20 protein-coding genes are annotated in these 26,724 nt (G+C 48.2%); 1 reads left to right on the plus strand and 19 read right to left on the minus strand.

Annotated elements, in window-relative coordinates:
- Window positions 1-73 precede the first annotated feature (73 nt).
- Entirely contained in the window at window positions 74-1,417 is a 1,344-nt protein-coding gene (locus PLA01S_RS16060) for an FAD-binding oxidoreductase (RefSeq protein WP_127593081.1), read from the plus strand.
- Window positions 1,418-1,655: 238 nt separating this feature from the next.
- Here PLA01S_RS16060 and PLA01S_RS16065 read toward each other — a convergent pair whose 3' ends face one another.
- The 19 genes from PLA01S_RS16065 to PLA01S_RS16155 all read right to left on the minus strand — a co-directional run bounded on the left by PLA01S_RS16065 (window position 1,656) and on the right by PLA01S_RS16155 (window position 26,711).
- Window positions 1,656-3,245, minus strand: coding sequence for a response regulator (locus PLA01S_RS16065; protein WP_127593082.1), 1,590 nt, complete (start codon window positions 3,243-3,245; stop codon window positions 1,656-1,658).
- Window positions 3,246-3,267: 22 nt separating this feature from the next.
- A complete protein-coding gene (locus PLA01S_RS16070) occupies window positions 3,268-5,013 on the minus strand; it encodes a sensor histidine kinase (protein WP_127593189.1) in 1,746 nt (581 codons plus the stop codon).
- A gap of 163 nt (window positions 5,014-5,176) precedes the next feature.
- Window positions 5,177-6,697 carry an ABC transporter substrate-binding protein gene (locus tag PLA01S_RS16075; protein ID WP_127593083.1) on the minus strand — a complete coding sequence of 507 codons (1,521 nt, stop codon included), beginning with the start codon at window positions 6,695-6,697 and terminating at the stop codon, window positions 5,177-5,179.
- A 105-nt stretch (window positions 6,698-6,802) separates the two neighbouring features.
- Window positions 6,803-7,705, minus strand: coding sequence for a carbohydrate ABC transporter permease (locus tag PLA01S_RS16080; RefSeq protein WP_164817443.1), 903 nt, complete (start codon window positions 7,703-7,705; stop codon window positions 6,803-6,805).
- A 22-nt stretch (window positions 7,706-7,727) separates the two neighbouring features.
- Complete coding sequence (locus tag PLA01S_RS16085) at window positions 7,728-8,654, minus strand: ABC transporter permease (protein WP_127593084.1); 927 nt, start codon at window positions 8,652-8,654, stop codon at window positions 7,728-7,730.
- 293 nt (window positions 8,655-8,947) lie between these two features.
- A complete protein-coding gene (nagA, locus tag PLA01S_RS16090; protein ID WP_127593085.1) occupies window positions 8,948-10,099 on the minus strand; it encodes an N-acetylglucosamine-6-phosphate deacetylase in 1,152 nt (383 codons plus the stop codon).
- A complete protein-coding gene (locus PLA01S_RS16095) occupies window positions 10,096-10,884 on the minus strand; it encodes a DeoR/GlpR family DNA-binding transcription regulator (RefSeq protein WP_127593086.1) in 789 nt (262 codons plus the stop codon). Before PLA01S_RS16095 ends, nagA begins: the two co-directional genes overlap by 4 nt.
- A 273-nt stretch (window positions 10,885-11,157) precedes the next feature.
- On the minus strand, window positions 11,158-11,631 hold the full coding sequence (locus tag PLA01S_RS16100; protein WP_127593191.1) for a GlcG/HbpS family heme-binding protein: 474 nt from the start codon (window positions 11,629-11,631) through the stop codon (window positions 11,158-11,160).
- A 113-nt stretch (window positions 11,632-11,744) separates the two neighbouring features.
- On the minus strand, window positions 11,745-12,614 hold the full coding sequence (locus PLA01S_RS16105) for a hypothetical protein (protein ID WP_127593087.1): 870 nt from the start codon (window positions 12,612-12,614) through the stop codon (window positions 11,745-11,747).
- A 398-nt stretch (window positions 12,615-13,012) separates the two neighbouring features.
- A complete protein-coding gene (locus PLA01S_RS16110) occupies window positions 13,013-13,612 on the minus strand; it encodes a short chain dehydrogenase (protein WP_127593088.1) in 600 nt (199 codons plus the stop codon).
- A gap of 255 nt (window positions 13,613-13,867) precedes the next feature.
- A complete protein-coding gene (locus PLA01S_RS16115) occupies window positions 13,868-16,141 on the minus strand; it encodes an FIMAH domain-containing protein (protein ID WP_127593089.1) in 2,274 nt (757 codons plus the stop codon).
- A 297-nt stretch (window positions 16,142-16,438) separates the two neighbouring features.
- The gene (locus PLA01S_RS16120) at window positions 16,439-17,812 is read right to left on the minus strand and encodes an extracellular solute-binding protein (RefSeq protein WP_127593090.1); all 1,374 of its coding nucleotides are present in this window, start codon (window positions 17,810-17,812) and stop codon (window positions 16,439-16,441) included.
- A 198-nt stretch (window positions 17,813-18,010) separates the two neighbouring features.
- A complete protein-coding gene (locus PLA01S_RS16125; RefSeq protein WP_127593192.1) occupies window positions 18,011-18,940 on the minus strand; it encodes a dihydrodipicolinate synthase family protein in 930 nt (309 codons plus the stop codon).
- A 39-nt stretch (window positions 18,941-18,979) separates the two neighbouring features.
- Complete coding sequence (locus PLA01S_RS16130) at window positions 18,980-19,948, minus strand: phosphoglycerate dehydrogenase (RefSeq protein ID WP_127593091.1); 969 nt, start codon at window positions 19,946-19,948, stop codon at window positions 18,980-18,982.
- On the minus strand, window positions 19,948-20,775 hold the full coding sequence (locus PLA01S_RS16135) for a carbohydrate ABC transporter permease (RefSeq protein ID WP_127593092.1): 828 nt from the start codon (window positions 20,773-20,775) through the stop codon (window positions 19,948-19,950). Before PLA01S_RS16135 ends, PLA01S_RS16130 begins: the two co-directional genes overlap by 1 nt.
- Before the next feature lie 12 nt (window positions 20,776-20,787).
- Window positions 20,788-21,714 (minus strand): carbohydrate ABC transporter permease, encoded by a 927-nt coding sequence (locus tag PLA01S_RS16140; RefSeq protein ID WP_127593093.1) that lies wholly within the window; start codon window positions 21,712-21,714, stop codon window positions 20,788-20,790.
- 107 nt (window positions 21,715-21,821) lie between these two features.
- Window positions 21,822-23,147, minus strand: coding sequence for an ABC transporter substrate-binding protein (locus tag PLA01S_RS16145; RefSeq protein ID WP_246059591.1), 1,326 nt, complete (start codon window positions 23,145-23,147; stop codon window positions 21,822-21,824).
- A 203-nt stretch (window positions 23,148-23,350) separates the two neighbouring features.
- Window positions 23,351-24,997 (minus strand): response regulator, encoded by a 1,647-nt coding sequence (locus tag PLA01S_RS16150; protein ID WP_127593095.1) that lies wholly within the window; start codon window positions 24,995-24,997, stop codon window positions 23,351-23,353.
- Window positions 24,975-26,711 carry a sensor histidine kinase family protein gene (locus PLA01S_RS16155; RefSeq protein ID WP_127593096.1) on the minus strand — a complete coding sequence of 579 codons (1,737 nt, stop codon included), beginning with the start codon at window positions 26,709-26,711 and terminating at the stop codon, window positions 24,975-24,977. Before PLA01S_RS16155 ends, PLA01S_RS16150 begins: the two co-directional genes overlap by 23 nt.
- Window positions 26,712-26,724: the final 13 nt, after the last annotated feature.

Below are 26,724 nucleotides of genomic sequence, written 5' to 3' on the forward strand. Positions count from 1 at the left end.
CTCCATAAAATAAACGATACCGTATTTGTATGAATAACGGTCAAATACACTTTCAGATTAGGAGCTGTTTTTGGTGAATTCAAAAACGAAGCTGACCGGAAGAGTTATTTTCCGAGGAGACCCTGGTTATGAATCGGCACGTAAGAACTGGGATCCCCATACGAACCGATTCCCCAAGGTGTTTGTTTTTGCTCAAAGAACCCAAGATGTTGCCAACGCCATAAAATGGGCTCGCGAGAATCATGTCCCCATTCGCGCCAGAAGTGGAAGGCATGCGCTAGAAACCAATCTCTCCCAAGTCAACGGAGGCATTGTAATCGATGTAAGTGAGATGAAGAAAATTAAGTTAAACAAAAAAAACGGAACGGTTATTGTTGAGACGGGTAATAGAGTAGGAAGAATTGCCAACACGCTTGCTGCGCAAGGATTTATAGCCCCTTTTGGCGACAGTCCTACGGTTGGAATTGGGGGAATCACGCTCGGTGGGGGAATCGGGCCGCTGCAGCGGACAATCGGCCTGATCAGCGATAACCTGATCGAGCTGGAGATGGTGGATGCGAATGGAAAAGTGATTGTTGCCAATAAGAAACAAAATGCTGATCTCCTATGGGCATCCCGTGGTGGTGGCGGCGGAAACTTTGGAATATACACAAGATACAAATTCAAAGTGCGCCGGGCACCAGCAAAAGCAACCGTATTTAAGATTACCTGGCCATGGAATCAATTCGAGAAGGTATTAAAGGCATGGCAACAATGGGCTCCTTCCGTCGATACCAGGCTGGGCAGCGAATTAAATATTGGCCCGAAAAAAGGTGGCAATGTTATGATGGAAGGGCTGTTCCTTGGATCAAAAACAGAGGCCCTTCGTCTATTAAAGCCACTTACATCCGTTGGAACGCCAACGGCGAGCATCATCCGGTTGCTGCCTTATACGGAGGCCGTAAAATTCTTATTGCCTCCTGATCCGGTCCTTACCCAAAGGTTCAGTAACCAGTTCTCTTCCGGCTTCGGAAAACGTCCTTTCCCCGATAAGGCTATTAAGGTGATGCGCAATTTTCTCGAGAAAGCGGAGGCAAATTCTACCGCCGGATTCTTTTTCCTCAACTGGGGCGGCGCTGTAAGTCGGGTTTCCCCTAAAGCTACTGCGTTCTTCTGGCGTAAGGCGAAATTTTATGTGGAATGGAACACCTCATGGATCAAACCATCCGATGCAGCCCGAAATATTGCCTTAACTCGAAACACACGCCGAAAATTACAGCCCTTTATCGTGGGATCCTATATAAACGTACCAGACCAGGGAATTGAAAATTCCGGGCCGGTTTACTATGGAGCTAATTTTCCTAGATTGCGGAGAGTCAAAGCTAAATATGATCCTCAAAACGTATTCCGCAACCCCCAAAGCATACCTCCGGCCTAGTTAAGCGATGATTGATTATCGATAACGTAAGTGCAATTATCCTATGGTTCATGTGTAATAAAGTTAAGGGCTGCCCAAATGGCAGCCCTTCTGTCATAATACAAACACGAAAGGATCTAATGACTAGCGTTCCATTAATGATAAGAACAGGATAAAGGGCCGTAGATACATAGAAGCCTGCATTTCCTTGCGTAGGAAACACAGGCTTTCTTCTGTTGAATGGAGTCCCCTGTTGAGATTAAGATTGCTGTCTAAACTCCTGCGGAGAAACACGGTATACTTTTCTGAACATTTTGGAAAAATGCGAGAAGTTATGATAGCCAAAGGTTTTGGCTACTTCGGATATAGGAATGGTCGAGGTCAAGATTAAATCTTTCGCCTGCGACATCCGGACAAACAATATGTAATCTGTAATCGATTCGCCTACCTCGCGTTTGAACAGACGGGACAGATAAGCAGGATTGAGATGTACAAAGCCGGCTAGCTGTTCTCTTGTGATCGGTTCGTGCAAATGCTCCTTTATATAGGATTGAATACGTTGTATCACGGAGCAATTCGAATGGAGCTGATCATGGATGACCTGAACAACTTGAAGAACCGAAGCTTTCAATTGTTCAAGATTACGCGGCTGAGCATACAGATGAATTCCTGCCTGATCCTGAAACAACTCCAACGCAGACAGTCCATTTTTATGAAGAATATAATGCACCATTTGCATAAATTCTTGCCGGAAGCCTTCAAGCTCACAAACCGAAAGTTGCGGATTTCGGCTCAGCTCTTCGATACGTCCATGAATCTCTCGCTGCATTTCTTCCAGCTGCCCATGCTCCATCAGGAGGGTCCAGGTCGATAGTCGCGGAATCATCGTCTTAATGGAATGGGTACCTAATGAAGCCAGCATATACACTTGGTTGGATTTATTCAAATTGTTGTACTCCATTTCCAGCAGCTGCCTGTATGTATCGGCAATTTCATACAAGGTGGAGTGATTGCCGATATAGCAGGAAATATTACAACCAAAGTAGGTATAACAGTCCTGAATGTATTTTTCACAGCGCAAGTTCAGTTCATGAGCAGCATCCCCCTCCGTCCCCTCTTCTCCAACAATAAGGACGACATTCACCCCCTGTTTGGTCTGAATGACCTCTCCTTTGCCGGCAGGCAGCAGCATTTCGGATGCACCTTTGCGGATGGCGTATTCCATGATCTCTTCATCCTTTGTGCTGAGCTCGCGCAGCCAGGATTCCACGCTCACCAGAACAGGCAAGAATACAGCATCTTGCAGTCCGCTAAGCTCATGCTCTTCAAGAACATCTGTAATATTAGCTGTGGTACAGACAATTCTGCCCGAAAAGACATCATTCCAGAACTTATCCGTGATCAGACTTTTTTTCTTCCGCCACAGCTCATAATACGGTTTGTAATGCTCGCGTATATGACGGAGTTCCTGCTCCTGTTGAATAGTTTGCAGCGCTTTGGCTATTGTTGCCTGAAGCACATCAAATTCTATCGGTTTTAACAAATAATCGAAGCCATCCAGCTGAATCGCTCTCTTCATGAAGTCAAAGGCGGAGTGGGCGGTTAAAAAAATGGTCTCTGTATCGGGAGAGATATCATTCACCCGCTCAAGCAGCTCAATTCCTGTCCCTTTGGGCATTTCAATATCACAGATCATAATATCAATCGGTGTACGTTCAAATACCTGTAATGCATCACGCATATTATAAGCCTCATACACTTCAGACACCTGCAGATCCTGCCAATTCACGCCGCTTTTAATTCCCATTACTGCATAGATCTCGTCATCTACAATAAGTGCCCTATACATGCGACTACCCCCATACAGATCATCAATATGAAGTAAACTCCTCTACCGTTAAGAAAGGAAGTACAATTCTTATCCTGGCTCCGGAATCCGGAACGTTATCAAACTCGAGGCGAGTCATGTGCCCAAAGATATGCTTAAGACGGTACTGCACATTGGTGATTCCTAAATGCTCCCCTTTCTGATTCTCCATGAAACCACCCGATTGCAATTGCTCCAGCACTTCTTTGGAGAAGCCACTCCCGTTATCGGCGATAACAATCTCCAATTGATCATGTACGGAAAGGCTGATATGTATGGCAATATGAAACGGATGATCCATGAAATCAAATCCGTATTTAATTGCATTTTCGATAAAAGGCTGAATTAAGAGCGGCGGAATTGCCGCTTGCTCTGCACCATCCGATATGTGTATTTCATAGGTGACTCGCTCTGGAAACCGGACCTGCTGTATTTTGATATAACTCTCCATATGCTCCATTTCTTCCGCAATCGTCACCGCGATTTGATTCGTCTTCGTTGTAAAACGGAAGTACTTGACGAGGTTCATGCACATGAGCTGGATCACGCTATAATTCTTAATTTCAGCCAAATTGTAAACGATATTGATGGAATTCAATAAAAAATGGGGATTGATTTGGAGCTGTAAATGCTTGAGTTCGGCCTTATGCGCCTTGATCTGTTCCTCGTATACGCTGATCTTCAGCTCATGGATCTCGGAGGCCATGCTGTTGAAAGTTTCGTTGATTATGGTGAATTCCTTCGCTTTAGAAGCATGAAGCCGCGTACTCCAGTCCCCGTGCTTGATCCTGCGCATTCCGCGGACAAGATTATTCATGGGCTTGAGGAAAATCTCATTGAGATAAACCAAATAAATAATCAGAATGATTAAAGCCACGATGGATATGATGATAATCCCTCTCCGAAAGTGATACAGATTCTTCAGCATCTGGGACTCGGGTACAAAAGCGCTTAATATGACATCTGTGCCCTGAATTTGATTCATGACTACGATATATTTTCGATCGTCCTTCTTCACGATTTGATACACTTCGTTGGATTCAGAGGCACGAGAGGTATTCAGGCGGTTCGTTCCGATAGCTGACGTGTTGGTAATCAATTCTCCCTGCTCATTCACAAAGCTGGCAAAGCCATATTCCAGATGAATCAAATCCAGCGGTATCATCAAGTTCTCGAGTTCTACAAATGCCCCGAGGTAAAAATCATCTCCCGTATCCACCAGTCTGATCAACGCGTATTTATGCTGGCTGTACTCAATAGCCTTCCATTCCCGGAAATAGGCGCTCTCCGGCTGAACCTCCTTAACCAACTGTTCAATGGTGGTTTTGATGGATAACAGCTCTTCGTAGGATTGAGTCTTGATTGGTGTAGTGAATAAGTCCTGCTTCTGTACGGAGTAGATAAATTGAAGATCGACGCTATTGTCAAACCGGTGATAACGAGTAAGCGTATTCAAGATTCTGGCCTTGGCAAGATAGTACTCATCGGGATCATTCAGAAGCTGTGAGAGCGCCGCAATGTTCGGATCTTCAACAGCAATATTGTACAAAAAATTCGTTTCCTTGTTCAGGGCTGCCTCGATCTGGTGCGAATAGAGTATCATCGAATTTTTATTCGAGTCCGCCACCTGCTCCCTGATCGTATTGGATGCATAGTAGTTGTTGTAGAGAAGCAGGGCCACAAGAGGAACCGCAATCGTAACGAAACCGATGATTAGCTTAAAGCGAAGCGAGTCTTTAATATTCAACATATGCATACACTACCCCGGCTCCATGAAAGGTTAGCAGAATGTGCTTCCTCAGTATAGTAGGTCATCTACACTCTGAGTATAGTCACATACAGGAAAAAAAGGAATCCCTTATAGGACACACAACGATAGTCCCGGTTCGGAATCCCCCTATTCCTTATCTTCGTTACTTCTGAGTTTCTGCCCACGCCGCCAGCTGCTTTTCAACTTCGGCTTTAACTTTATCAAAGCCGGCAGATTTCCGTTTTTCTTTCCACTTGGCAATGATTTTTTCAGGATCCACCGCTCCGGATCTTAACGAAGCTCCAAACTCTTTCTCCACATTCGCAATGGATGCCATCTCCGATTTGACAGGCTCTTGATTAAAGGCAAATCCAAGCGCGATGGAATGCTCCGCTCTTTCATTAAACTTCTTGAACTCTTCCCACTTATTCGGATCCTCGTTTGCCCATAGATAGGAATTGAACTGATTCCCGAACATCCAGCCCCCCGGATTCGGATAAGTTTGCGTGTCCGCGTTCACGCCTTCGGGAAAATCAATCATGTTATCGGATTTCTTAACATAGTGAATGCCTTCGATACCCCAATCCAGCATATTGAGCAGCTTCGGATCGCTATACAGCAGATTAAGGAACATCATGGCTCGTGCAGGATCTTTGGACGTTCGTGAAATACCCAGCATCGCGCCTTGCGCGTCTCCTGTCGTCGTAAACGGCTCCGCCGTTTCGACTTGTACCACCTCAACGCCCGAGCTTATGGTCATCTCCTTGTCTTTCCCTGGCTTCAAGGATTGGGCAACCGCAAAGGCTTTACCCGCCTTAATCATATTCATGCCTTGATCAGCGTCTGATGTCAGGATATCCTTATCAAACCAACCGTTCTGATTCCACTGATGCATCCGTTTATAAAATTCAATGAACTTCGGATCCTCTAGGGTATCCACGGCTCTCAGCTCTTTACTTCCCCGAGGAATCGAGAGATTGGCAACGATGCCATCATAATTGGCTGCTTCCCAAATGTTTGTGAATTTGCTTGAAACGATTGGAGTCACGCCAGGTTCATTGTCCTTAATGGTTTGGAACATGGCTTCCATATCTTCCAGCGTCTTGACGCCATTCGTATCAAACTTGTATTTATCAACCAACTTCTTGTCGAGTAGGAATCCGAAACCCTGGCCGAATTCTTTCTTGGTAGGAAGTGCGTACAGCTTGCCGCCAATTCTGGATCCTTTAATAAATTCCTCGCCAAGGATACCCGGAATATCTTTTCCGTGTTGGGCCATCAAATCATCAAGTTCCAGATACTGCCCTTTAGCGACATCCTTCGGATACGAGAACCAGCTGGCCGTAAACATCAGATCAAACGGCTCATTCGAGATTTTCATCAAGTTGGTCTTATCATCCCAAGAAGCCCACTCAATAGGCTTTAGCTCAATGGTTGCATTTATCTTTTCTGTAAGATATTTGCTCATCTCTTCCTGAACAAGCTGCAAGTCTTTGGGAGCGGTTGCCGGATATACGAGCGTTATTTTATAAGGATTGAGTGAGGAATCTGAATTTTGGCCTGTTTCATCGGTTTGTTTGCCCCCGGTATCGGAAGTATTTTCGGTTCCCCCCTTACTGCAGCCTGTTAATGCCAGCATTCCGCAAAGCATGATCATAAGCACCAAATGATGCGCTTTTTTCATATCCCTGAGTTCTCCTCTCAACTTTCAACTTTTTATATAAGGCACGAATTGGAGTACGAATCGCCTAACCTGCCCCACCTCCTCTAATGAACGATCTTATGGCTGCTAACCTTTTACGGCACCGGTTGTGATCCCGCTAATGTAATACTTCTGGAAGAACGGGTAGGCGAACATCAAGGGGGCAATGCCGACAATCGCAAGTGCCATGCGGACGGTTTCCCTTGGCATCTTGGCGAGCAGGTCCCCAACCTGAGCAGAGCTGTTAGACTTCATTAGAAGATACTGAATGTTAGTGAGCGTCTTTGTCATCAGATATTGGATGTTATATAACTCCGGTTTATCGATAAACAGCATACAGTTGTACCAGTCATTCCAGTACGATAACGTGTTGAACAGTCCAATCGTGGCCATAATCGGCAAAGAAAGCGGAACAACGATTTTAAAGAAAATCTTCAGTTCGCTTGCACCGTCAATCGTCGCGGATTCAACCACGGATTCAGGTATGGTGGAGGCGAAAAAGCTCCGCATGAGCAGCACATTGAATGCACTTAACAGCAAGTTGGGAATGATCATGGCGAAAATTGTATTTTTCAGATCAAACATATTCACATAAGTGATATACCAAGGTACCATTCCGCCGCCAAACAGCATGGTGAAAAATATATAGAAAGAAATGGTGCGGCGAAACGGCAGCTCGGGCCTGGATAACGGATATGCAAAAAGTGCTGTTATCAACAGGCTTACGACGGTTCCAACCAGCGTGGTCAAGATCGTAACGCCGTAAGCTTTCGCTATTTCCGAAAAATCATGGAATAAAAATTGATAGGCTGCAAAGCTGATCTGACTAGGTAACAATGAGTAACCGTTCTGTAGAATGGAATCTTCACTGGATATCGACACCATAAAGACCAGGATGAACGGAATTAACGAAGCGACTGTAAAGGCCCAGAAGAATAGGTGAATCATTGATGCGCCGATCCATTTTTTAATACTCCATTCCTTCACCATTTCTACCTCCCTCCCCCCTCTGTTAAAATAAAGCGTCTCGTTTATTAATGCGTCTTACTGCCGTATTTGCTACTAGGATGAGCACCAAACAAACGACGGATTGATAGAATCCAGCTGCTGTCGACATGCCGATATCTCCCGATTGAATCATGGCACGATAGACAAAGGTATCGATGGTATTCGTTGTCGGGATCAGAGCGCCAGTATTCATAGGAACCTGATAGAATAATCCAAAGTCCGACCGGAGAATGCCGCTGACCGCAAGCAGGGTCATGGTGGTGATGACAGGCAAAATAAGCGGGATGGTGATCCGGGTCATCTGCTTCCACTTGGTTGCACCATCGATCGTGGCAGCTTCATAGTATTCTTTGTCTATTCCAATAATGGAAGCAAAATAGATGATGGATAGATAACCTACGTTCTTCCATGCATTTACGATGACCAGGATGTAAGGCCAATACTTGGGTTCCCCGTACCAAGACACCGCCTCAGAACCAAACCAATGGATCAATAATCTGTTCACAAGACCACTATCCACATTCAAAAAGCTGTATACCAGATAGGCAACCACGACCATCGAGATGATATGCGGCAGCAGGAATGTGCTTTGATAGAACCGGCTGATCGCTTTATCCTTAATTTCATTAATCAGCAGTGCTACCAGAACGGCTAAAACCAGATTAAGCACAATAAAAACGAAATTGTAAAGGAAGGTATTTCGGGTAATGATGTACGCATCCTGTGAGTTGAACAAGAATTTAAAGTTATCGAAACCGGCCCACGCACTTCCCCATATACCATCGACATAATTATAGTTTTTAAATGCTAGAATTACGCCGTACATCGGGACATAGTTGTTGATGAACAAGTAGACGATCCCCGGCAATGTCATTAGCAGCAGCCACTTATACTTCTTCAGCCTCTTCTTTAAATGAGACGAACCCCTCATGTGCCAGCCCCTTCTTATCACGTCATGTAAACCTTTACATCCCCATTCTATAACCAATGATTCTGGTCAACCACTATCCATATGACTTTCTGATACCACAATGGTGACTTCTTTTCATCCGACTACAAATTGAATCAACAAAGTCCGGATAAGCTGTTGAAGTTTTTAATTGCAAAAAAGGGGGCCCCAAAAGGTCCATAGACCTTGGGGCCCCCCGCTGTAAGTTGCATGACGAAACGCGTACGAATCCTTCTTCCAATCGCAAGTCATGCTTGATTAATATAAAACAGGCTTTATCGGTAGATTTCACCCTCAATCATCGTCCACTGCACTTGATATCTTTCGTCCATTAGGACGAGATCCGCATCGTATCCGACCTCGATTTTTCCTTTATGAGATAAATCTAGAATACGGGCCGGCGTTGTTGAAGCCATGTGCACGGCATCCTCCATTGATATTCCGTTAGCTGCGGTCAGACGTAAAGCTTCATTCATAGTCACGGTACTCGATGCTAAAGTGCCATCCGCAAGCCTTGCAATCCCCTCGGAAACGGTAACATGATGACCTCCAAACATATAAGTACCATCACCTAATCCCATCGCCTGAAGCGCATCCGTAATAAGCACCATGCCTTCAGGCCCTTTGAGTCGGTGCATTAATCTGACAATGGCTGGATGGAGATGGACTTGATCGACAATCGCTTGCAGGCTTACATGGGGTTCTTCGAATGCGGCTACAATCAATCCGGGATCTCGATGGTGAATCGGTCTCATGCCGTTAAAACAATGGGTTACATGACTCGCTCCGGCTGCGAAAGCCAGCTTTGCTTCCTCGTACGTGGCATCGCAATGAGCTACGGCAATCACAACATCCTGCTCTTTCAGATAGGATATGAGCTCCAATCCTCCAGGCAATTCTGGTGCGATCGTTACCATTTTAATGAGCGAACCCGCTTCCTGAAAAATCAACTTTATTTCTTCCAGATTCGGATGGCGAAGATATTTCTCGTTTTGCATCCCTTTACGCTTCGGATTCAAATAGGGTCCTTCCAAGTGAATGCCAGCGATCCTTGCCCCTTGTTCTCGTCCGATTACAGATTTCACGCTGCGAATCATGTTCAGCAGGTCTTCCATCGTCGAACTCACGGAAGTTGCCAGAAACGAGGTGCATCCGGTTGCAGCACAAGCCCGTGATACTTCTTGAATGCTGTCCTCGGTTCCGTCCATCATGTCATAGCCGTTGGCCCCATGAATATGAACATCAATCATCCCCGGTAAGAGCCACATTCCTTTGCCATCAATTCGTTCATCATCACCTTCGATCTTTTCAATTTCTTGCGTCGGTTCTATTCTCGTCAACTTCCCGTTCGCAATCCAGACCGTTGCAGAAGGAAGTATTTGATTAGGCAGATGGACTTTAACATGTTGAATGATTTTGTTGTTCATTTCGACTCAACTCCATTCTGTTGGTTATGAGCCTGACACTCTATAAGTGTAATATTTTTGTGGTCTAATATTTCTTGTATTTCAATGGGAATCGATTGATCGGTTACAATAATATCCACGTGATCAAAGTCTAACTTGAACCTCGATTTCACCCCGAATTTTGTATGATCCGCAACGAGTATAACCTGGTCCGAGCGCCGCGCCATTTCTCTCTTCACCCGGACATCTTCTTCATATGGATAATAGAGTCCGTCAGGTTGAATTGCCGTCGCACCGATGAACGCTTTGTCGGCACGGATTTCACTGATTTTATCAATGACGGAAGGACCGTATAATAACCGATTTTGGGTATGCAGGTAACCGCCGAGCACGTAGATGCTCAGATCATCTCGCTTGGAGAGTATTCCTACGTTATCTATGGAATGCGTAACCGCTGTTATCTGTTTTGCTCGAATATGTTCCGCTACAAATTGTACGGTCGTAGATACGTCCAAGAATACAGTTTCATGGTCCCGAATCAGTTTAGCGGCATGCTCGCCTATCATGTTCTTGCTCGTGGGCTCATCAATAAGTCGTTCCTGATAAGAAGTAAGTTCCTTTTGCAGTTCAGGCAAGGCTACCCCTCCGTGCGTTCGAACAACAACTCCTTCTTGAACTAATCTGACGATATCCCTGCGCGCGGTATCCCGCGACACTTGAAAGAACGAGCATATCTCTCCAACACTCATCGTTTTATGTTGTTTTAAGTAATCCAGGATTTTTACTAATCGTTCCTCTTGGAACACATCCTATCCCTCCTATTTAAGTATTTAGATCCTATGTATAAGTATATATAAGTAATTTGAAACAAACAATAAGCAAATGTAAGTTTGTTATTATTTTTGTTAAAACAAAAAACCACGATCATCGCGGTTTTTAAAGTGTGCAGATGCTAGCCCTTCGACATTTTCATTCCGGCAATCGTGACATAAGTCCATATACATACGCAGATAGAATGAAGACAGGCCGCTTCTTGCGCAGAAGCAGCCTGCCCTTACAATCGAAGCATGATAGCCAACTTAATAAGTAAACGATTGTTTTACAGTGCCAATCCGAGCGTTTGCATATTGGATTTCATTACATCTCATATTTTCAAACGCTTGCACTGCTGCATTAGCAACGTCAATATCTTGTGCGCTTGTTCCTCCACTTACACCAATGCCACCGACAACCCTTCCTTCATGGACCAAAGGTATTCCTCCGCCAAGAATAACAACTTTCCCCTGATTCGTCGTGTTAATACCAAATGTAGCCCCTCCTGGAAGCGCAGATTGCGCTAAATTTGCCGTAGGCATTTGCATAGCTACGCTGGTCCAAGCCTTGCCTATGGCAATATCAATACCTGCTATTCTAGCATTATCCATCCTATGAAAGGCAATGAGGTTCCCCCCTTCATCAACGATCGCTACGTCAGAGTTGAGTCCCATTTGTCTGGCACTTTGTTCAGCGATTTCCAATAACTTCTTCGCAGTCGTTAAAGTGAGTTTGTACATCATAGCTCCCCTTTACTAAATAGAAATACTGCATTATATTGTCATATGCCTATAGTGGTGAATGGAAATAACAAAATAGCCGCTGACCTTGATACAGATCGGCGGCGTAGAGACTACCAGGAGGATAGTTCGGTCCTTTTCCAATTGTTTTGGGCAACGCAAACATATACATATTGGTCGTCCCAAGCGATCTGTCCCTGGCTGCAGGCAGCGCTGGACGAAGCGGGCGTATACTTTTTGCGAAGACGCAGCATATCCCCGTTTACATCGAGTTTAGTGTCGGGTTCATTCGTGCCAATCCCGATATTGCCGTCGCTGCGCTGCATGGTGAGCGGGGAATCGAGCACTTTGCCGTCATCACCATAACGGACGAACTGCAGGTTTGCACCTGTATTGTCACCCGATTCCTTTGAACTGTCGGCCCGAACGGCCCATCTCGGTGTCGTCTCATTATCCTTGCCGGCTGCACTTAACTGGATGTCCCGGTTCGTCCCGCTTTCGCCGGCTACCCGCAAGATACCGCTCATCACATTGAAGTTGGACGAATGGGTACGGATCTCGCTTACGTCTGTGTCGAAGGGAATTTCGAACCGGGTGAACAACTGGTTCGGATATTCACCTGTCGGGGACATCGTCGTCTCGAACGAGATATGCTTATGATCTTGCTGCTCCGGATTGTTTGCCTTGTCATGGGAAATGATCGCCGTCTTGTCTTTGCCATTCTCGTCAACCCAGACGATCGCCGGCTTGGCCCTTTCCGCCGTCCATTGTAATCGAATCAGATCAGACTGATGCCCTTCTTCCTCAATCCACTTCTTGTCGGTGGACAAATGAAGCCGCTCATTGTGCGGAACGCGTATATCGTCGCCTTTCTGTTCCGATTGTCCAAGCTTCGTTGCCACTCCCTGCTCCTGATCCGTACATCCTATGCCGAGCAAGAAGAAGCTCCCCATTACAATCATAATCGTCCCTAATAATTTCACAGTGTTTCCCTCCGTTTATCTTCGTGATTCGAATTCGTTCGTAGTAATGAATAAAAATACTTTGTCTGATCGTATTATATCCAACACGCAGCGTACACCCATTTCATCAAATTTCCCGAAAAAATGATTCTTTTCGTCTATAAAATTTTGTCGGTATTCGTCCGAAAGGTGTGCTTCGGTTGGTCATACTAAACAGCCCAAACATTGATTCTTTTGTAGGCTCAGCAAGAGGGACTTTTGGGTCATTTGGTAGTGACTGGCTGGTTTGAGCTTAAAACATGAAGTCCTAGTCTTCCATGATTTTTGGCATCGTTAAAACAAAAAAAGCCGCGATTTCCGCGACTTTCGAGACTGTATATACTTATCCCCCGACCAAAAATTCACAAAAGGAGATTTGATTAATAAACTTCATAATTTTGTCCAGTTTGAGCTCCTTCTACGCTTTTTTTGAAAGCAAGGGCTACGCGACTAGCAGGAACTGCTTCAAAGCCCGGAAAAAATTCGCCATATTTTCCTAGTGATTCTTGTAAGACATTAGGGCTAACACTATTTATCCGGATTCCCCTAGGCATTTCAATGGAGGCGGACTTCACGAACGCTTTAACACCACCATTTGCCATGGCTGCCGATGCACCTAGCGGAATTGGATCATCCATCATGATCCCCGTAGTTAAAGTAAAGCTTCCACTGTCATTAACATAGTTCATTCCCAAAAGAACTAAATTGATTTGTCCTTTCAGTTTGCTTTCAATCCCTATTTCGTTTAACTCTGGCGTTAATTCTGTAATAGAAGCAAAATGAGCGCCACCTGTTGCACTGATGACTGCATCCACTTTCCCAACTTGCTCATACATGTTTTTGATGCTATCCATCGATGTAATATCAACCGTTACGTCCATTCCGTTCCTTCCGGCACGAATAATTTCATGTTTTTTTCCTAGTTCCTTGGCGACTGCTTGTCCAATCGTACCGCTTGCCCCGACAATGATTATTTTCATGTTTGCTCTCCTTTCCGTCTAAAAACTTGCACCATGATTCATTTTGGGAATTTCCCTTGGAGATAAGAATCCCATAGCTGATGAATAAGTTCAATATTGATCTTGTTTTGGAAAAATCCATTCAGCTCATCTTAAAAACCATGTTTATATTAACACATCATCGGGATGAGAAAAAAAGTCGCCCATTAGGCGACTTTTTATACGTAGATGTTTTTCCTGCAAAGTAAATCTATTTAAAGTGATTCTCTGCCAAAATCAGGACCATTCACCAATGACCGCTTGTATGCGCTGCTCCACTTCCGAACGTTTCTCTTCCGTAATATTTTCCGCTTTGGCTTTATTCAGATGTTTGAGCGCATCGTTCAGATGCTTCACGGCCTGATCCTTCTTGCCCTGCTTATGCTTCAGCTCTGCTTGTTTCAGCGCATTGCCGATCTGCTGACTAAGCGGATGGCTGATATCCCCCTGCGACTTCCAGGACTGAATATCGTCCATCAGGGAGCCCAGCCTATCCGGTGCCGCCGCATCAGACACTTCAATCTTCATCAGCTGCGTATCGTTCGTGTAGTATAAGTTGCCGTCATGTCCCAAGTTCACATGCTGGGATTCCGCCAGTGTCTTGTGCTCCATCGTTTCCGGATCGACCACGGTGACATGACCGGCAAGCGTCAGATACATGAGGCCGTCCTCGCTCCAGCGAATATAGACCGGACGCCAATTGCCGTATTTCTCAACACCTTCGTAAATCGTCTTGCTTTTCACAATTTCCTGGGTGTTCGGGTCTACAGCGAAGAGCGTTCCGTCAAAAGCCGCCCACAGCAGCCCGTCCGGACCAAAACTGGTACCGCTGATGATATGAGGCGTAGGAGAAGCGCCTTCAATGGAAGGTACCCATTCCTTCTCTACTTTACCGGTCGCGATGTCCCAGATAAACAATTTGGCCGCCGGTTCTGAAGGCGTGATGCCCAGTCCGCCAGCAACGGTAGTGGACCCGTAAACCTTGCCGTCTTTCACCGCAATGCCGACAATCGACTGATTGTTGATGACGTTCTTGTATTCGGTATAATTGCTGCCATTGGCCGGATCATAAATGGTTAGGGATCCGCCGAGTTTGCCGTAATCCGGAATGGTACCGATAAACAGCTTGCCCTCCGCGGCTCTCATGATGAACGGACGGTCCTGCCCGGTAATTTTAAACAGGCTTTTGCGCTGCGTCGGATTTTCCGCATTGTATTCAAAGATATCCGCACCAGGATAAACGCCCATATACATCTTGTCGTTCATGGATACCATCCCTTCCGACTGCCCCATAGGGAAGGTCTCGAAGGTACCGGTCTCTATCGAATACGCAGACCCTGTACCCCCAGGGTAACCGCTAATGAACAGACGTCCATCCGGACCGTTCTCCATCGTCTGAACAGGAATCGGGTTGCCATTCACCGGATACGGAATCGCCTTGACCTGCTTGGTCGTAAGATTCATGAAGGCCACGCTGCCGCCGAATTGAACGGTTGCAAGAGAAACACCTGGAAGATCCGGATCGTTCGGAACCTCCACCCAGGCCGTATTACGCAGGAACGTTCCGTACACCACACCGGTGTCAACAGCAGCAAGGGTATTCAAATCCACTTCCATCAGATGGTTATTCTGCACGAAATAGATTTTATTGCTGCCCTCCGGTCCATAAGAGAGACGAATGCCTTTATTGTTCAAGTGGTATGTCTCGCTCCACTGCTGCAGCTCCAGATCATAGAACAGAAGCGCGTTGTTTCCTTTGCTGATGCCCGCAACCAAATATTTGCCCGCGACATCCAACTGGTTCACCATGCCGATGTCAACCGCTCCGTTGTAGCTTGGAAGCTGGATGGTCTCCTTCTCGCCAGACTCCACATTGACCTTCACAATGCTGCCTTCTATCCCGATACCGACATACAGATATCCGTTATGATACGCAGTGGAACGACTGTAGCTTTGGCCCGTGCCTACGATGCCGTAGTCTTTCATTTCCCCTGTAGAAGGATCATAGCGGCCCGCTTTCGCATGGGGATAAGAACCGAAGTAGACCCGGCCCTCCTCATCGTGAGACAAGCCATATACGACCTGCTCACCGATGCCGCCCAGAACTTTCAATTGTTTAGTCACCGGAGAGTAGGAGTACAGTGTACCGTTCCCCCCGATATACACCGTCCCGTCAGGGGTCGTCAAATGCGTCCAAGAGCTTTCGGATCCCGTTAACGGGTGCGTGCTCAGCACTTCTTTGGTTTTCAGATCAATGACATGAAAGATAGCCGGCTTGCCGGATACCGTTGTATACATAACCTCGCGCCCGTCCTGAATTCCGAATGCCCCGTCATAAATCGCAACGCTTTGCATCGGGGAACCCAAATCGATAGGATGACTGTAAGTTTTTCCAATGTCCGCCGAGGCGCTTGCCGGGAAGAAAACCGCCGTCAGTAACGTGACACAAATCGCGAGACACAGGCGATGGAGTCCCTTCTTCAAGCGAGGCTTGCTGTGGGTTACGTTCATTAATTCATCCTCATTTCTATAATGGAATGTACTATAGACAAAACAACTGTCCGACCTGTAGCGGTAAAAATGGATCGTTTTACCAAGTAAGGATCGCGGCATCCCTCCCCGAATCAGAATGGTTACATCATGATGTTCTGGTATTTATGTAGTTCATATACTTGCAAAGAATTTAGCATATCCCCTCTACAGTGTCAATTGGTTCTTATCTGGTCATTATCTTAAAATAAAAGAATCGTTCAGCATCGCTAAAAACTTGTAAATTCCATAATGTAAAAAAAGCTGTGACCACGGTGGTCACAGCTTATGAATCCATTTGTCTCTTGTTGTTTTACTTCCCAGCACGGACATCAGCTCTTCCTCATCGATCAGATAAGAGAAGTATTGCTTCAACTGGTCGCGGAACAGCAGCATCTCATCCAGGCCCAGTGGTATATCTTTGCAGGTCTTATATAGATGAGCCATCTCACGGTGCAGGTTGAGACGGGATGGCCGTCCCTCCAGCTCCGGGTCTACATTCTCGGTAATATAGCGGTTTGCTGGTAGGCTGTACGAATGCTCGCGGATGTATTCCTGCACTTCGTCTGAGACCAGAAAATCGGCAAAGCTTTGGGCCAGATCCCGCTCTTTGGAGTGAGCACTTACGCCGATCCCGGTGCCCAATAGCAGAGTTGTCCCATTATCAAAATGCGGCAGAGGCGCCACGTCATAAGTAAAGGACGCTCCCTTCAGCTGGTTGAGCAGATAATACGTCGTCAGAATGACGGAGACCTTCTGCTCGCGGAACAGATTCTCCGCTTCAAAAGCCCCTTGAGCCAGCGCTAACGGGAACATGCCGTCCTCATGAATCAGCCCGCGGAGCCAGGACAGACCCTCGATCGCCCGGCTCCATGACGAATCAATCTTCGTATCGCCTCTACTCTGCATGAGGAAAATGGGCCACCGGTTCAGCGAATACAATTGCAGAGCCAGACTATATCGTCCGGGGCTTTTCAACTCCCGCAGCATTTGCTTAAGGTCGTCCCAGCTCCATCCACTGTCCGGCTCAAACTGGCGTTTTTCCCGAAGGTGCTCTTTGTTGTAAGCCAAAATCACGGGAGAATGAATGAACGGCTGTGCCGCCAGCTGGCCTTCTGCATCCACGAAGGGAGCATGCAAAAAAGTGTAGGTTGACGCATAGGGCTGCTGCGGGAGAAACAGATCGGTACTTCCGCTCTCCTGAAAGTGCATCATATCCTGCATGTTGACGGACAGCACGTCCACAATACCGAGCCGCATCAGGTTCGCGATGCTTTCCGCATGTTCATAGGGTAAGTCCACGATTTCCACCAAAATATCCGGGTGCCGTTCCTGAAATAGGGAAAGCAAGGCCACCATTTCCGCCTCTGCATATAGAGATGGATACATACCGAAACGAATCTTCCGGACTTGTCCGGAAGAGGTAACCACCTGGGTGCCCACACGGGGCACTTTAACGATCAACCCTTCCTGGACCAGCTGGTCCAGCGCTTGCCGGACTGAATTTTTGCTCAGACCGTACAGCTCGATCAAAGACATTTCCGACGGAAGATAATCGCCCTGAGCATAAATGCCGCCTTTAATTTTTTGGCGCAGGTCGGTCACCATACGCTTCATTTTATTTTGAAAAGTATACCGGTCGGATTTAGCCATATGTGTCCACCTTTATTTACCATATCTGGTTTACTCCATCAATCCATTCTTATAGTATACTCACTCTTCAGCACGTTTGGCAAAATGAATTCCCATGAAAACTGTATCTGGGCAGATCATCGTTGAATTAATAATCAACAAAAAAAGCCGCCATGATAGGCGACTTTACTCTTCAACGTTATATTATCCTAAATCGATTCAAGCAAAAACGGGATACTTTCGGGCATATTGTTTGGACACCCGGTACAATTGCTCGACCTCCAACCGGTGGGTGGCACTGAACTCCTCGTGATTTTTCGAACGGCAGCGATAGTTCGTCAGTACGCCCTCCAGCATGAGATAATACTTGGCGTTCACCGGGTAGAGCTGCCTTTCAAGAAATGACGACACACTGAGAAAATCGGACAGTTCCCCTGCCGCTTCCGGTTGACTTTCCCAATTTCGGAACAGCCACGTATACAACTCCGGGTGGAAGTTGGCCATCACGCCGCTGAAGCCGAAAGCGCCGAGCCGGTAGCTGTCCAGAAGCGTCGCCGTATTGGCGTTGAAGATTTTCAGACTCCCGCCCTGGACCGCCTTGAGTTTATCCCCGATCAGCTGCAGGTCGCAGCTCACATCCTTGATAAACCGGAAGCGTCCGGTATCCGAGCATTTCTTCAGCATCTCCGGCGTCAGAAGGCGCCGGTACGGGGCTGGACACTCATACAATCCGAGGAGTACGTGTTCCGGAATGCGCGCGAGCAGCTTATCGAGATTCGCCAGCCATACATCATCGGACTCCTCAGCACCGGCGAGCCGGTTCGTGATTAGGACGACAGCGTCGACACCGGTTTTCGCGATTGCGTTCAGCTCCGCTACTTGATCTTCAAACGCTTCCGATACATGACCCGATGCAATGACCGGGACCCGGCCGGCAGCCTTCGCTTTGACGAAGGCTGCGATCAATACGCGCTCCTCCAGGGTCAATGTATACATTTCGCTGGATTGACATACGGCAAACAGGCCGTCGGCCCCCCGCTCGATATACCAGTCGATAAGCCGCTCCAAGGCCTCGTAATCCACTTCGTTCTGCTCCGTAAACGGCGTTAGCATAACCGGCCAGTTGCCGTCGGTAATGATCTGATAGATATGCGTCCCCTCCCGAATGGTTCGTATCAATGGTTAACATTATTCTTTTGCTGTGAGTATATTTTGTGGTTCCCTTCCTTCGAATATATCCAGCAGCGCCTGAGCGGTAATCATGCTGACCCGCGTATACGTCTCGAAAGTCTCGGCTGCGGTGTGCGGCGTCGTAATCAGGTTCCCGATCTGCAGAATCGGATGGTCGGCGGATACGGGCTCGGACTCGTAGACATCGATTGCCGCCCCGGCGATGACGCCGGACGACAGCGCGCGCGACAGCGCCTGCTCATCCACGACGGCTCCTCTCGCGGTGTTAATGAAAATGGCAGATGGTTTCATCCTGGCAAAAGCCTTGTCATTCATCATATGGTGCGTCTCTAACAGGCTGGGTAGATGCATGCTGACGATGTCGCTATGCGCCAGCACATTCTCGAAGGTTGTCATTTTGACGCCGTATTCCGACGCTTTGGCTTTATCTGGGTATTTATCATAGGCGATAATCTCGACGTCAAAGCCCTTCAACTTCTTCGCGGTGAGCTGGGCGATATTGCCGAACCCTAGAAGGCCGATCGTTCCCCCAGCAAGCTCGGAGCCGACAAAGCGTTCCCAGTAACCGTTCTTCGTCGATCGATCCAGCGCCGGAATGTGCCGACGGACCGAGATCATCAATCCGATCGCCAGCTCGGCCACCGCGTTGGCATTGCCTCTTGGTACATTGGTCACTTGTATTCCATATTTCCTTGCAGCATCCAAATCGATATTGTCCACGCCGACGCCGAAACGGGCGATGCCTTGAAGCTGCGGCGCAAGCTTGAATATCGCCTCATTCCAAGTGTCCACACCGGCAATGACGCCGTCGACCGACCCCACCACTTCCTTCAGTTCCTCGAACGTCAGCGGACGTCCGAAACGATTCTCGATTATCTCGCATCCATGGCTTTCGAGCAGCCGCTTCGCATCCGCGCACAGTTTGGAGTAATTCGTAGCCGTTACTAACACTTTTTTCGCCTTCATTATTTAACTCCTCCTACCGTCATTCCGCTTACCATATATTTTGATGTAAACAAATACATCACGATGACCGGAATCGATGCAATAATGGAGCCACCCATCAGGGGTCCCCATGCGAAGACGTCGCCGACGATCATATCCGAAAGTCCCAGCGTGATCGTCTTGTCAGCGCCTTTTGTGACAACAACCAAAGCGTACAAGTATTCGCTCCAGCACAACGTGAACGAAAAAATGAAGGTAGCCGCAATTCCCGGAGCCGATAACGGAAAAATGATCTTGGTCATCGTACGGATCCGCGAACATCCATCGATCATGGCCGCTTCCTCGATTTCGTCCGGGATGGATTTAAAATAGGAAATGAGCATCCACGTAGCATACGGAATCGTGATCGTCGGATAAATCAGCATGAGGCCGTAAATGGAATTGTTGATGCCGATGGCCGTCACCAGCATGTACAGCGGGATAAACAAAACGGCTCTCGGCATCAGGTAAGCATAGAGGATGCTCTTGGAGATGAAGCTTCTCCCTCTAAACTTGAGCTTGGAGATCGCATACGCAGCCAGCATGCTGACCGTGATCGAGAACAAGGATACGATCAATGAGACAAACAAGCTGTTTTTGATATTCGTCATAAAGCCCTTTTCGTTGATCAGCTTATCGTAGGCGGTTCCGAGAAATTCCTTCGGCCAAAACGTAGGCGTCATGGAATAGATCTCCCCGTTGGATTTGAAAGAGGTAATCACCATCCAATATAAAGGGAAGAGAGCGAATATTAGCAGCAGCGCGAGCGTCGAGTATACCGTAATTTGCTTGCCGAGCGAATTCTTCATTAAGATCACTCCTTACTTGTCGGACGCCAGCGAACGCTTGGTCACATAATGGATCAGCATGATCAACGGCGGCAGCGTAATGAGGGAAATCGCAATGGCTTTGCCGAGACTCATGTTCAGAAAGCCGACGGTATAGCTAAGCGTGGACAGCACCTGGGTGCCATTGTCCGGGCCGCCGCGTGTCAGCAGCCAGATGATCTCGAAGTCGTTCAGCGTCCAGATGGTGGTGATGACGGAAGACAGAATGGTCACTTCTTTTACCGAGGGGAGCGTCATGTAGAAAAACCGCTTGACCGCTCCCGCTCCATCCAGCATGGCGGCTTCACACATCTCTTTGGACACCGTCTGCAGGCCGGCCAGAATGGCAATGCCCATGAACGGAATGCCACGCCACACGTTAACGAGTATGACGGAGAACATGGCCAGGTCCGGTGTGGCCAGCCAGCCGACGGGACTGTCGATGAGCCCTGTTTTGAGGAGCATGGCATTCAGCACGCCGCCGACGTCGGAATAAATCCACTGCCAGGTGAATACGGAGACGATCGTCGGAATGGTCCACGGAAGAAACAGCATCACCCTAAAAAAGTTTCGAGCTACGATATTCTCGTTGAGCACGAGTGCCATAATCATCCCGAACACCGCTTTCAAAATGACGGCCACCATCGTAAAGACAGCCGTGTTCCATACCGCCTTCCAAAACACGGAATCGGTAAACAACTCCGCATAGTTTCGTAAACCGATGAACGTTTCGGGAACGCCGACCACTTTGTTGGTCAAACTAAGATAAACCGCCCAGCAAAAAGGGATCGCCATGACAGCCAGCAAATATATTAGCACCGGACTCATGAGGAGATAAGCCAGCCTGCTGCTTGTATCGCCTCGTTCCCGCCTAGGCGCCGGGGTCTTCCCCGGTGTTGTTTGGACTTCCAAGCTTTTCATTGAGAGCACCTTCTTTCTGTAGCCTCAGGCTCGTCCGCAGCCACGGACCTTGCATCCATTGCCTTGTATTCGGACTGCGGAGCCTGATGCGCGGTTAAGTCATAACCCTACTTCGCGTATACCGCCTCGATCTTGCTCTGTAATTCGTCCACTGCTTGCTGAGCCGTGAAGCCGGAATCCAGCAGCATCTTTTGGAAGACGTCGTTGACATATCGAAGGTTATAAATCTCTCCAGCCTTCGGGTTATATTCCGCGGGGTATCCGAGGAAAGCGAAATGTGCGATGGAGTCGACGAATCCTTTGTTCTTCTCCTCCTGCCAGACGGATTCGTTTGCCAGACCCGTGTAGATCGGACCGGTCAATGGAGCTCCGTTATGCACCCACTGTCCGTACCACGCTTTGTCCGTCATATATTCGATGAAGGATTTGGCAAGCTCCTTGTTCGCGGATGCCTTGAATATGCCCAGATTGTTGCTGATGCCAGGCACTACCGCTCCCTTCGGTCCTGCGGGCAGCATGGCGATCCCCGTATTCTCGTACAATTCGGGATTATCGTTTTTGATCGTCGCAGCCAAGCTGCCGACGTTGAAGATCATGGCCGATTGGCCGCTTAAATACGATTTGTTGTTGCCGCTGTCATCCCATCCGATGGAGCTCGGAGGCGTCACCTTATCTTCGATGAAAATGTCCCTGATCAACTGAACCGCCTGAAGAGTTTCGGGTGAATTCACCGTTACATTCTTGCCGTCCTCGGTATCGAGGGAACCTCCATAGGACCAGATGATCGCCCGGGTCAGCCATTCGGCATCGGAATTGCCTTTCCCGTACCCGAGTCCTGCGCCGTATATCCCTTTGGAAGAATCCGTGAGTGCCTTCGCCATTTCGCGGAAATCCTCCCAGGTTCCAGGCGGCTCGCTGTAACCGGCTGCCTGAAGCATGTCCTTGCGATAATATAAAGCCGTGGACTCGGTCCAGAACGGCACTCCGTATAACTTGTCCTCGAACGTTACGGAGGTTTTCAGGCTGTCCTGTATTTCCCCGTTTGCGTTCTCCACGCTGCCCACAACGTCGGTTACATCCTCAAGAACATCCTTGGCATAGAATTGACCGACTTCCTGGTAGCCGAAGAAGGAGACGTCCGGCGTTGTACCCGATTCGATGGCTGCCGACCATTTCGGATAAAAGTCCTCGTACGCGATAAACTCCACGTTGACGTTCACGTCATGCTCTTCCCCGAACTGCTTTGCCCTCTCTTGGATCATCTGGTTTTGCTCTTCGAACATCTGTTTCTTCATCCAGAATGTCAGGGTTTCCTTGCCCGGCTCGGCATTCCCTGATCCGCTGCCTCCTGTTCCCCCTACGGTGCATCCTGCCATCAATATCATGACTAAAGCTGCCGTTACCCATCGTATGGAGTTTTTCTTCATCTTCATCATGTTCACCCCTCAGCATATAGTGGAATGTCCTTACACCATTCATTGTAAGGGCTTCATAAACAGGGTTAAATGATATAGGCTTAACATCCGCTCTCCTTACTTAACATGATGAAGCAATCGAAAGCAGCGGCCGAATGAGACAAAAAAAGCCCGCTTCCAGCGCAAACGCATGGCTGAAAACGGACGGAATACAGGCTTTATTACGGCTTTCCGGCTTCCAAGCTGTTTCGGTATTCTTGGGGCGTCACGGAATAATACTTTTTGAACACCCGAATAAAATAGTTCGGGTTGTGGTATCCCAGCTTCAGGGCAACTTCGAAGTTCTTCAAGGAGTGGTCGGCCAGCAGCTCGGCCGCTTGCTCCATCTTTAGCCGGAGCACATAATCACTCACGTTTGATCCAGTCTCCATTTTAAAGAGGCGGGACACGTGAACCGGATGCATATACATATGGTCCGCAATGGCTTGCAGGGAAATATCCTGAGACAGATGGTCCCGTATGAACCGTTTCATCCGGGACACGGCAGCGCTCCGGTCGCTGCGCGTTGCCTGTTCGGCGCTCGACTCCAGTAGAGGCAGCACTTGGCCCACCCACTTGCCGAGCGTGGCCGCTGTCGTGCATGGCGACAGTCCCGTTACGTCCGCAAGGGACGCTCCGACGATATCGGCCAGACTGCGTCCGTTCTTGTGCGCATACGCGCTTAGCGAGGAATATATATAGAAAAAGGCTTCGATTACATGCTCCTGCGATTGGCTGTGCGCGAGCGACAATTCCTTCAGAATCTGCTCAAACTTCTCTTTGATCTGCTTCCAACTGCCGGATTCCAGCAGATGAGGGAGCAGCGGAGGCTCATAACACTTTTGCAAGGAACGGACCGGATGAAGCTCCTCCTCATCCTCTGCGTAAACGAACATATCGCTGTGGCTGCCGATGTGGCGGCGCAAAGCGAAAAGACTGTCCTGATACAGCTTTCGGACATCTTCCGGAAAGGAACCCCGTTTTCCTATCAGGACGGAGATCGTTCCTTTCAGATAACGGCTTACATTCATCTGTAACTGCGCCGCGAGATGCTTGAGTTCATTCTCCTGCGCATGCTCATGGGGGTGCATCCTATCCGCCGATTCATCGCTTACAAAAACAAAAAAGACGAGATATCCGTGTATGTCCCTGCATCGCCACAGCCGAAACCGTTCCCCGAAGATCTCGTCCGCCATGTTACCGATCGCGTACTCCATGATGGAGGAGTCATAAGGGCTCATTTCCGTCAGGCGGTCCTCCATCCGTACGAGCATCAAGGCCGCTTGATTGCCGATGGCGGATTTCATATCAAGCAGCTCCAGTTTTTCGGCCCAAACGTTCTTCGGTGATTTCATGCCTTGAAGCAGCTGATTCAGGAATTCGCCTCGAATTTGAGGCAGATTAGCCCGAAAAGCCTGAACCGCGCGGTTGTAGGTTTCGCTGGACTCACGCTCTTCCCGCAGCGATTCCACAGCTCCGCCTACTTTTTCAAGAACGACTTCGTCGCTGACGGGCTTAAGCAGATACTCGTAAGTGCCAAGTGTTATGGCTTCCTTCGCGTAAGCAAACTCGGCATACCCGGACAGCAGGATTGTTTTGATCTTCTTCCATCTCGATCTCGTGATCTCGACAAGCTCGAGCCCGTTCATCCGTGGCATCGTGATGTCGGAAATCATAATGTCGACCGGCTGCGTCTGCAGGATTTCCAGCGCTTCGAAAGCGGAGTATGCCTTGTGCACCTCATCAATCCCGATTGTCTGCCAAGGTATCGTATGCGCCAGCCCCTCTACTACGCTTGCTTCATCATCAACGATCAGCAATGTATACAACGTCATCCCCCCTTGCCCTACTTGGATCTTCCCAACATAATTCTACGCGAAGCCCTCCTGACGGCGATTCCGAGAAGGTCAAGCCCGCATGTTTGCCGTACCGGGTGATCAGTCTCTGATGAATGTTCCACAGACCGAATCCCCCGCTTTCGTTCAAGGGCTCTTCGACCTGCCGCTTCAGCTTGTCAATGATGCCAACGTCCATGCCCTGGCCGTTGTTGTCAATTCTGATCCTGCATCGTCTCCCTTCGGTTTCTCCGGAAATATGAATCATCGCGAAATCCAATTGATCTTCAACGCCATGGATGACGGCATTCTCCACGATAGGCTGGAGCAGTAAGCGCGGAATCTCCAGCTGCATCATACTTTCGGGAACCGCGATCTCGAAGGTTAGGCGCTGAAGCCGCAACATCTGAATCGTTAAATAATTGTCCACCAGCTTCACTTCCTCTTCAAGCGGCGCGGTCGGTTTTTCCAGTCGAGTCGTGTACCGGTAATAGTCCCCCAAGTTCAGGGCCATGGCCACGACGGCTTCCTTCTCGCCGAGATTTGCCATGTTTTTGATGTAGAACAGGCAGTTATACAGGAAGTGAGGGTTAATTTGCGATTGGAGCTGCTTCAGCGTGGCTTCCTTGGATCGCAAAGACTCTTTGTATACCCGTTCGATGAGCTCCTCGATTTGCTCCGCCATGTTATTGAAGGAGTGAAATAGATACATGAATTCGTTCTTCGGCACATCCTTCAAGCGCGTCATGTATTGACCGTCCCTTATCCTTCTTACCGCATGAAGCAGGCGGGAAATCGGACGCTGAACATTGCGGTACAACAACAAGGTCAGCAGTAAGACGAGAACAAGCAGGAGCGATACGGAAATATAAAAGAGGGCGCTGCTTAAGGTAATCGGGGAATATACGCTGTCCAGCCGGACGAAATCCACCAGATACCAGCCTAAACTGCTGGACAAGACGTAATTCATTACATATTTGCCCTGCCCCGATTGCACGATTCGGCTGCCCTCTTCCCCAAGCTGCATCTCGTTCAGGATGCCCGCCGCCATTTGAATCGTCTCCTCGACCGATGTGCTGTTGGCAATAACGGTTCCGTCAGGGGCATACAGGAATGGCTCGCTGTCCCCATCCTGTTTCAACCGATTCAGCATATTGACCAGATTCTGGCCGGTGAAACGGACCTCCACGATCAGATCCTGCGAAGAAGCGGACGTTCTCATCCAGCTAAAAAAGGCTTGTCCTCGCGAATCCCGATGATAAGTCCAGTTCTGTTTATGGGCATGAGCCAAGTATTCGGCATCAAACCTTGCCGACAAGTCGGTAGTCAGCAATTCACGATACTGCGTCAGGTACATTAGGATTTGGCTGTCCCAGCTGCTAGTTGCAATCTGCATGTTCAACATATCCGTGATCCGCTGCTGGCTGTCGATTCGTTCCATGGGAGTGCTCCCTGAGCGCTCCGCCAGATAACTCCTAATCCCATCATCATTGCTCGCGATCACCGAATATTTCGTTAGCTGATCGATCATGGTGTCCATCTGACTCATGAAGAACGTCAGTCGGTTCCGCTGGCCCTCCTCCACAGCCGACCGGACGACGTTGATGCTGACCTGATGGGAGTAGGCATACAGCATAATAATCGGAATAACCAGGACCGCCAGCAATGTTGTAAGCTTCGCAAACGTACTTGTTCTTAACCGCTTCATCAAAAACATACCC

The organism is Paenibacillus lautus NBRC 15380 (assembly GCF_004000945.1).
Lineage (GTDB): Bacteria > Bacillota > Bacilli > Paenibacillales > Paenibacillaceae > Paenibacillus_AQ > Paenibacillus_AQ lautus.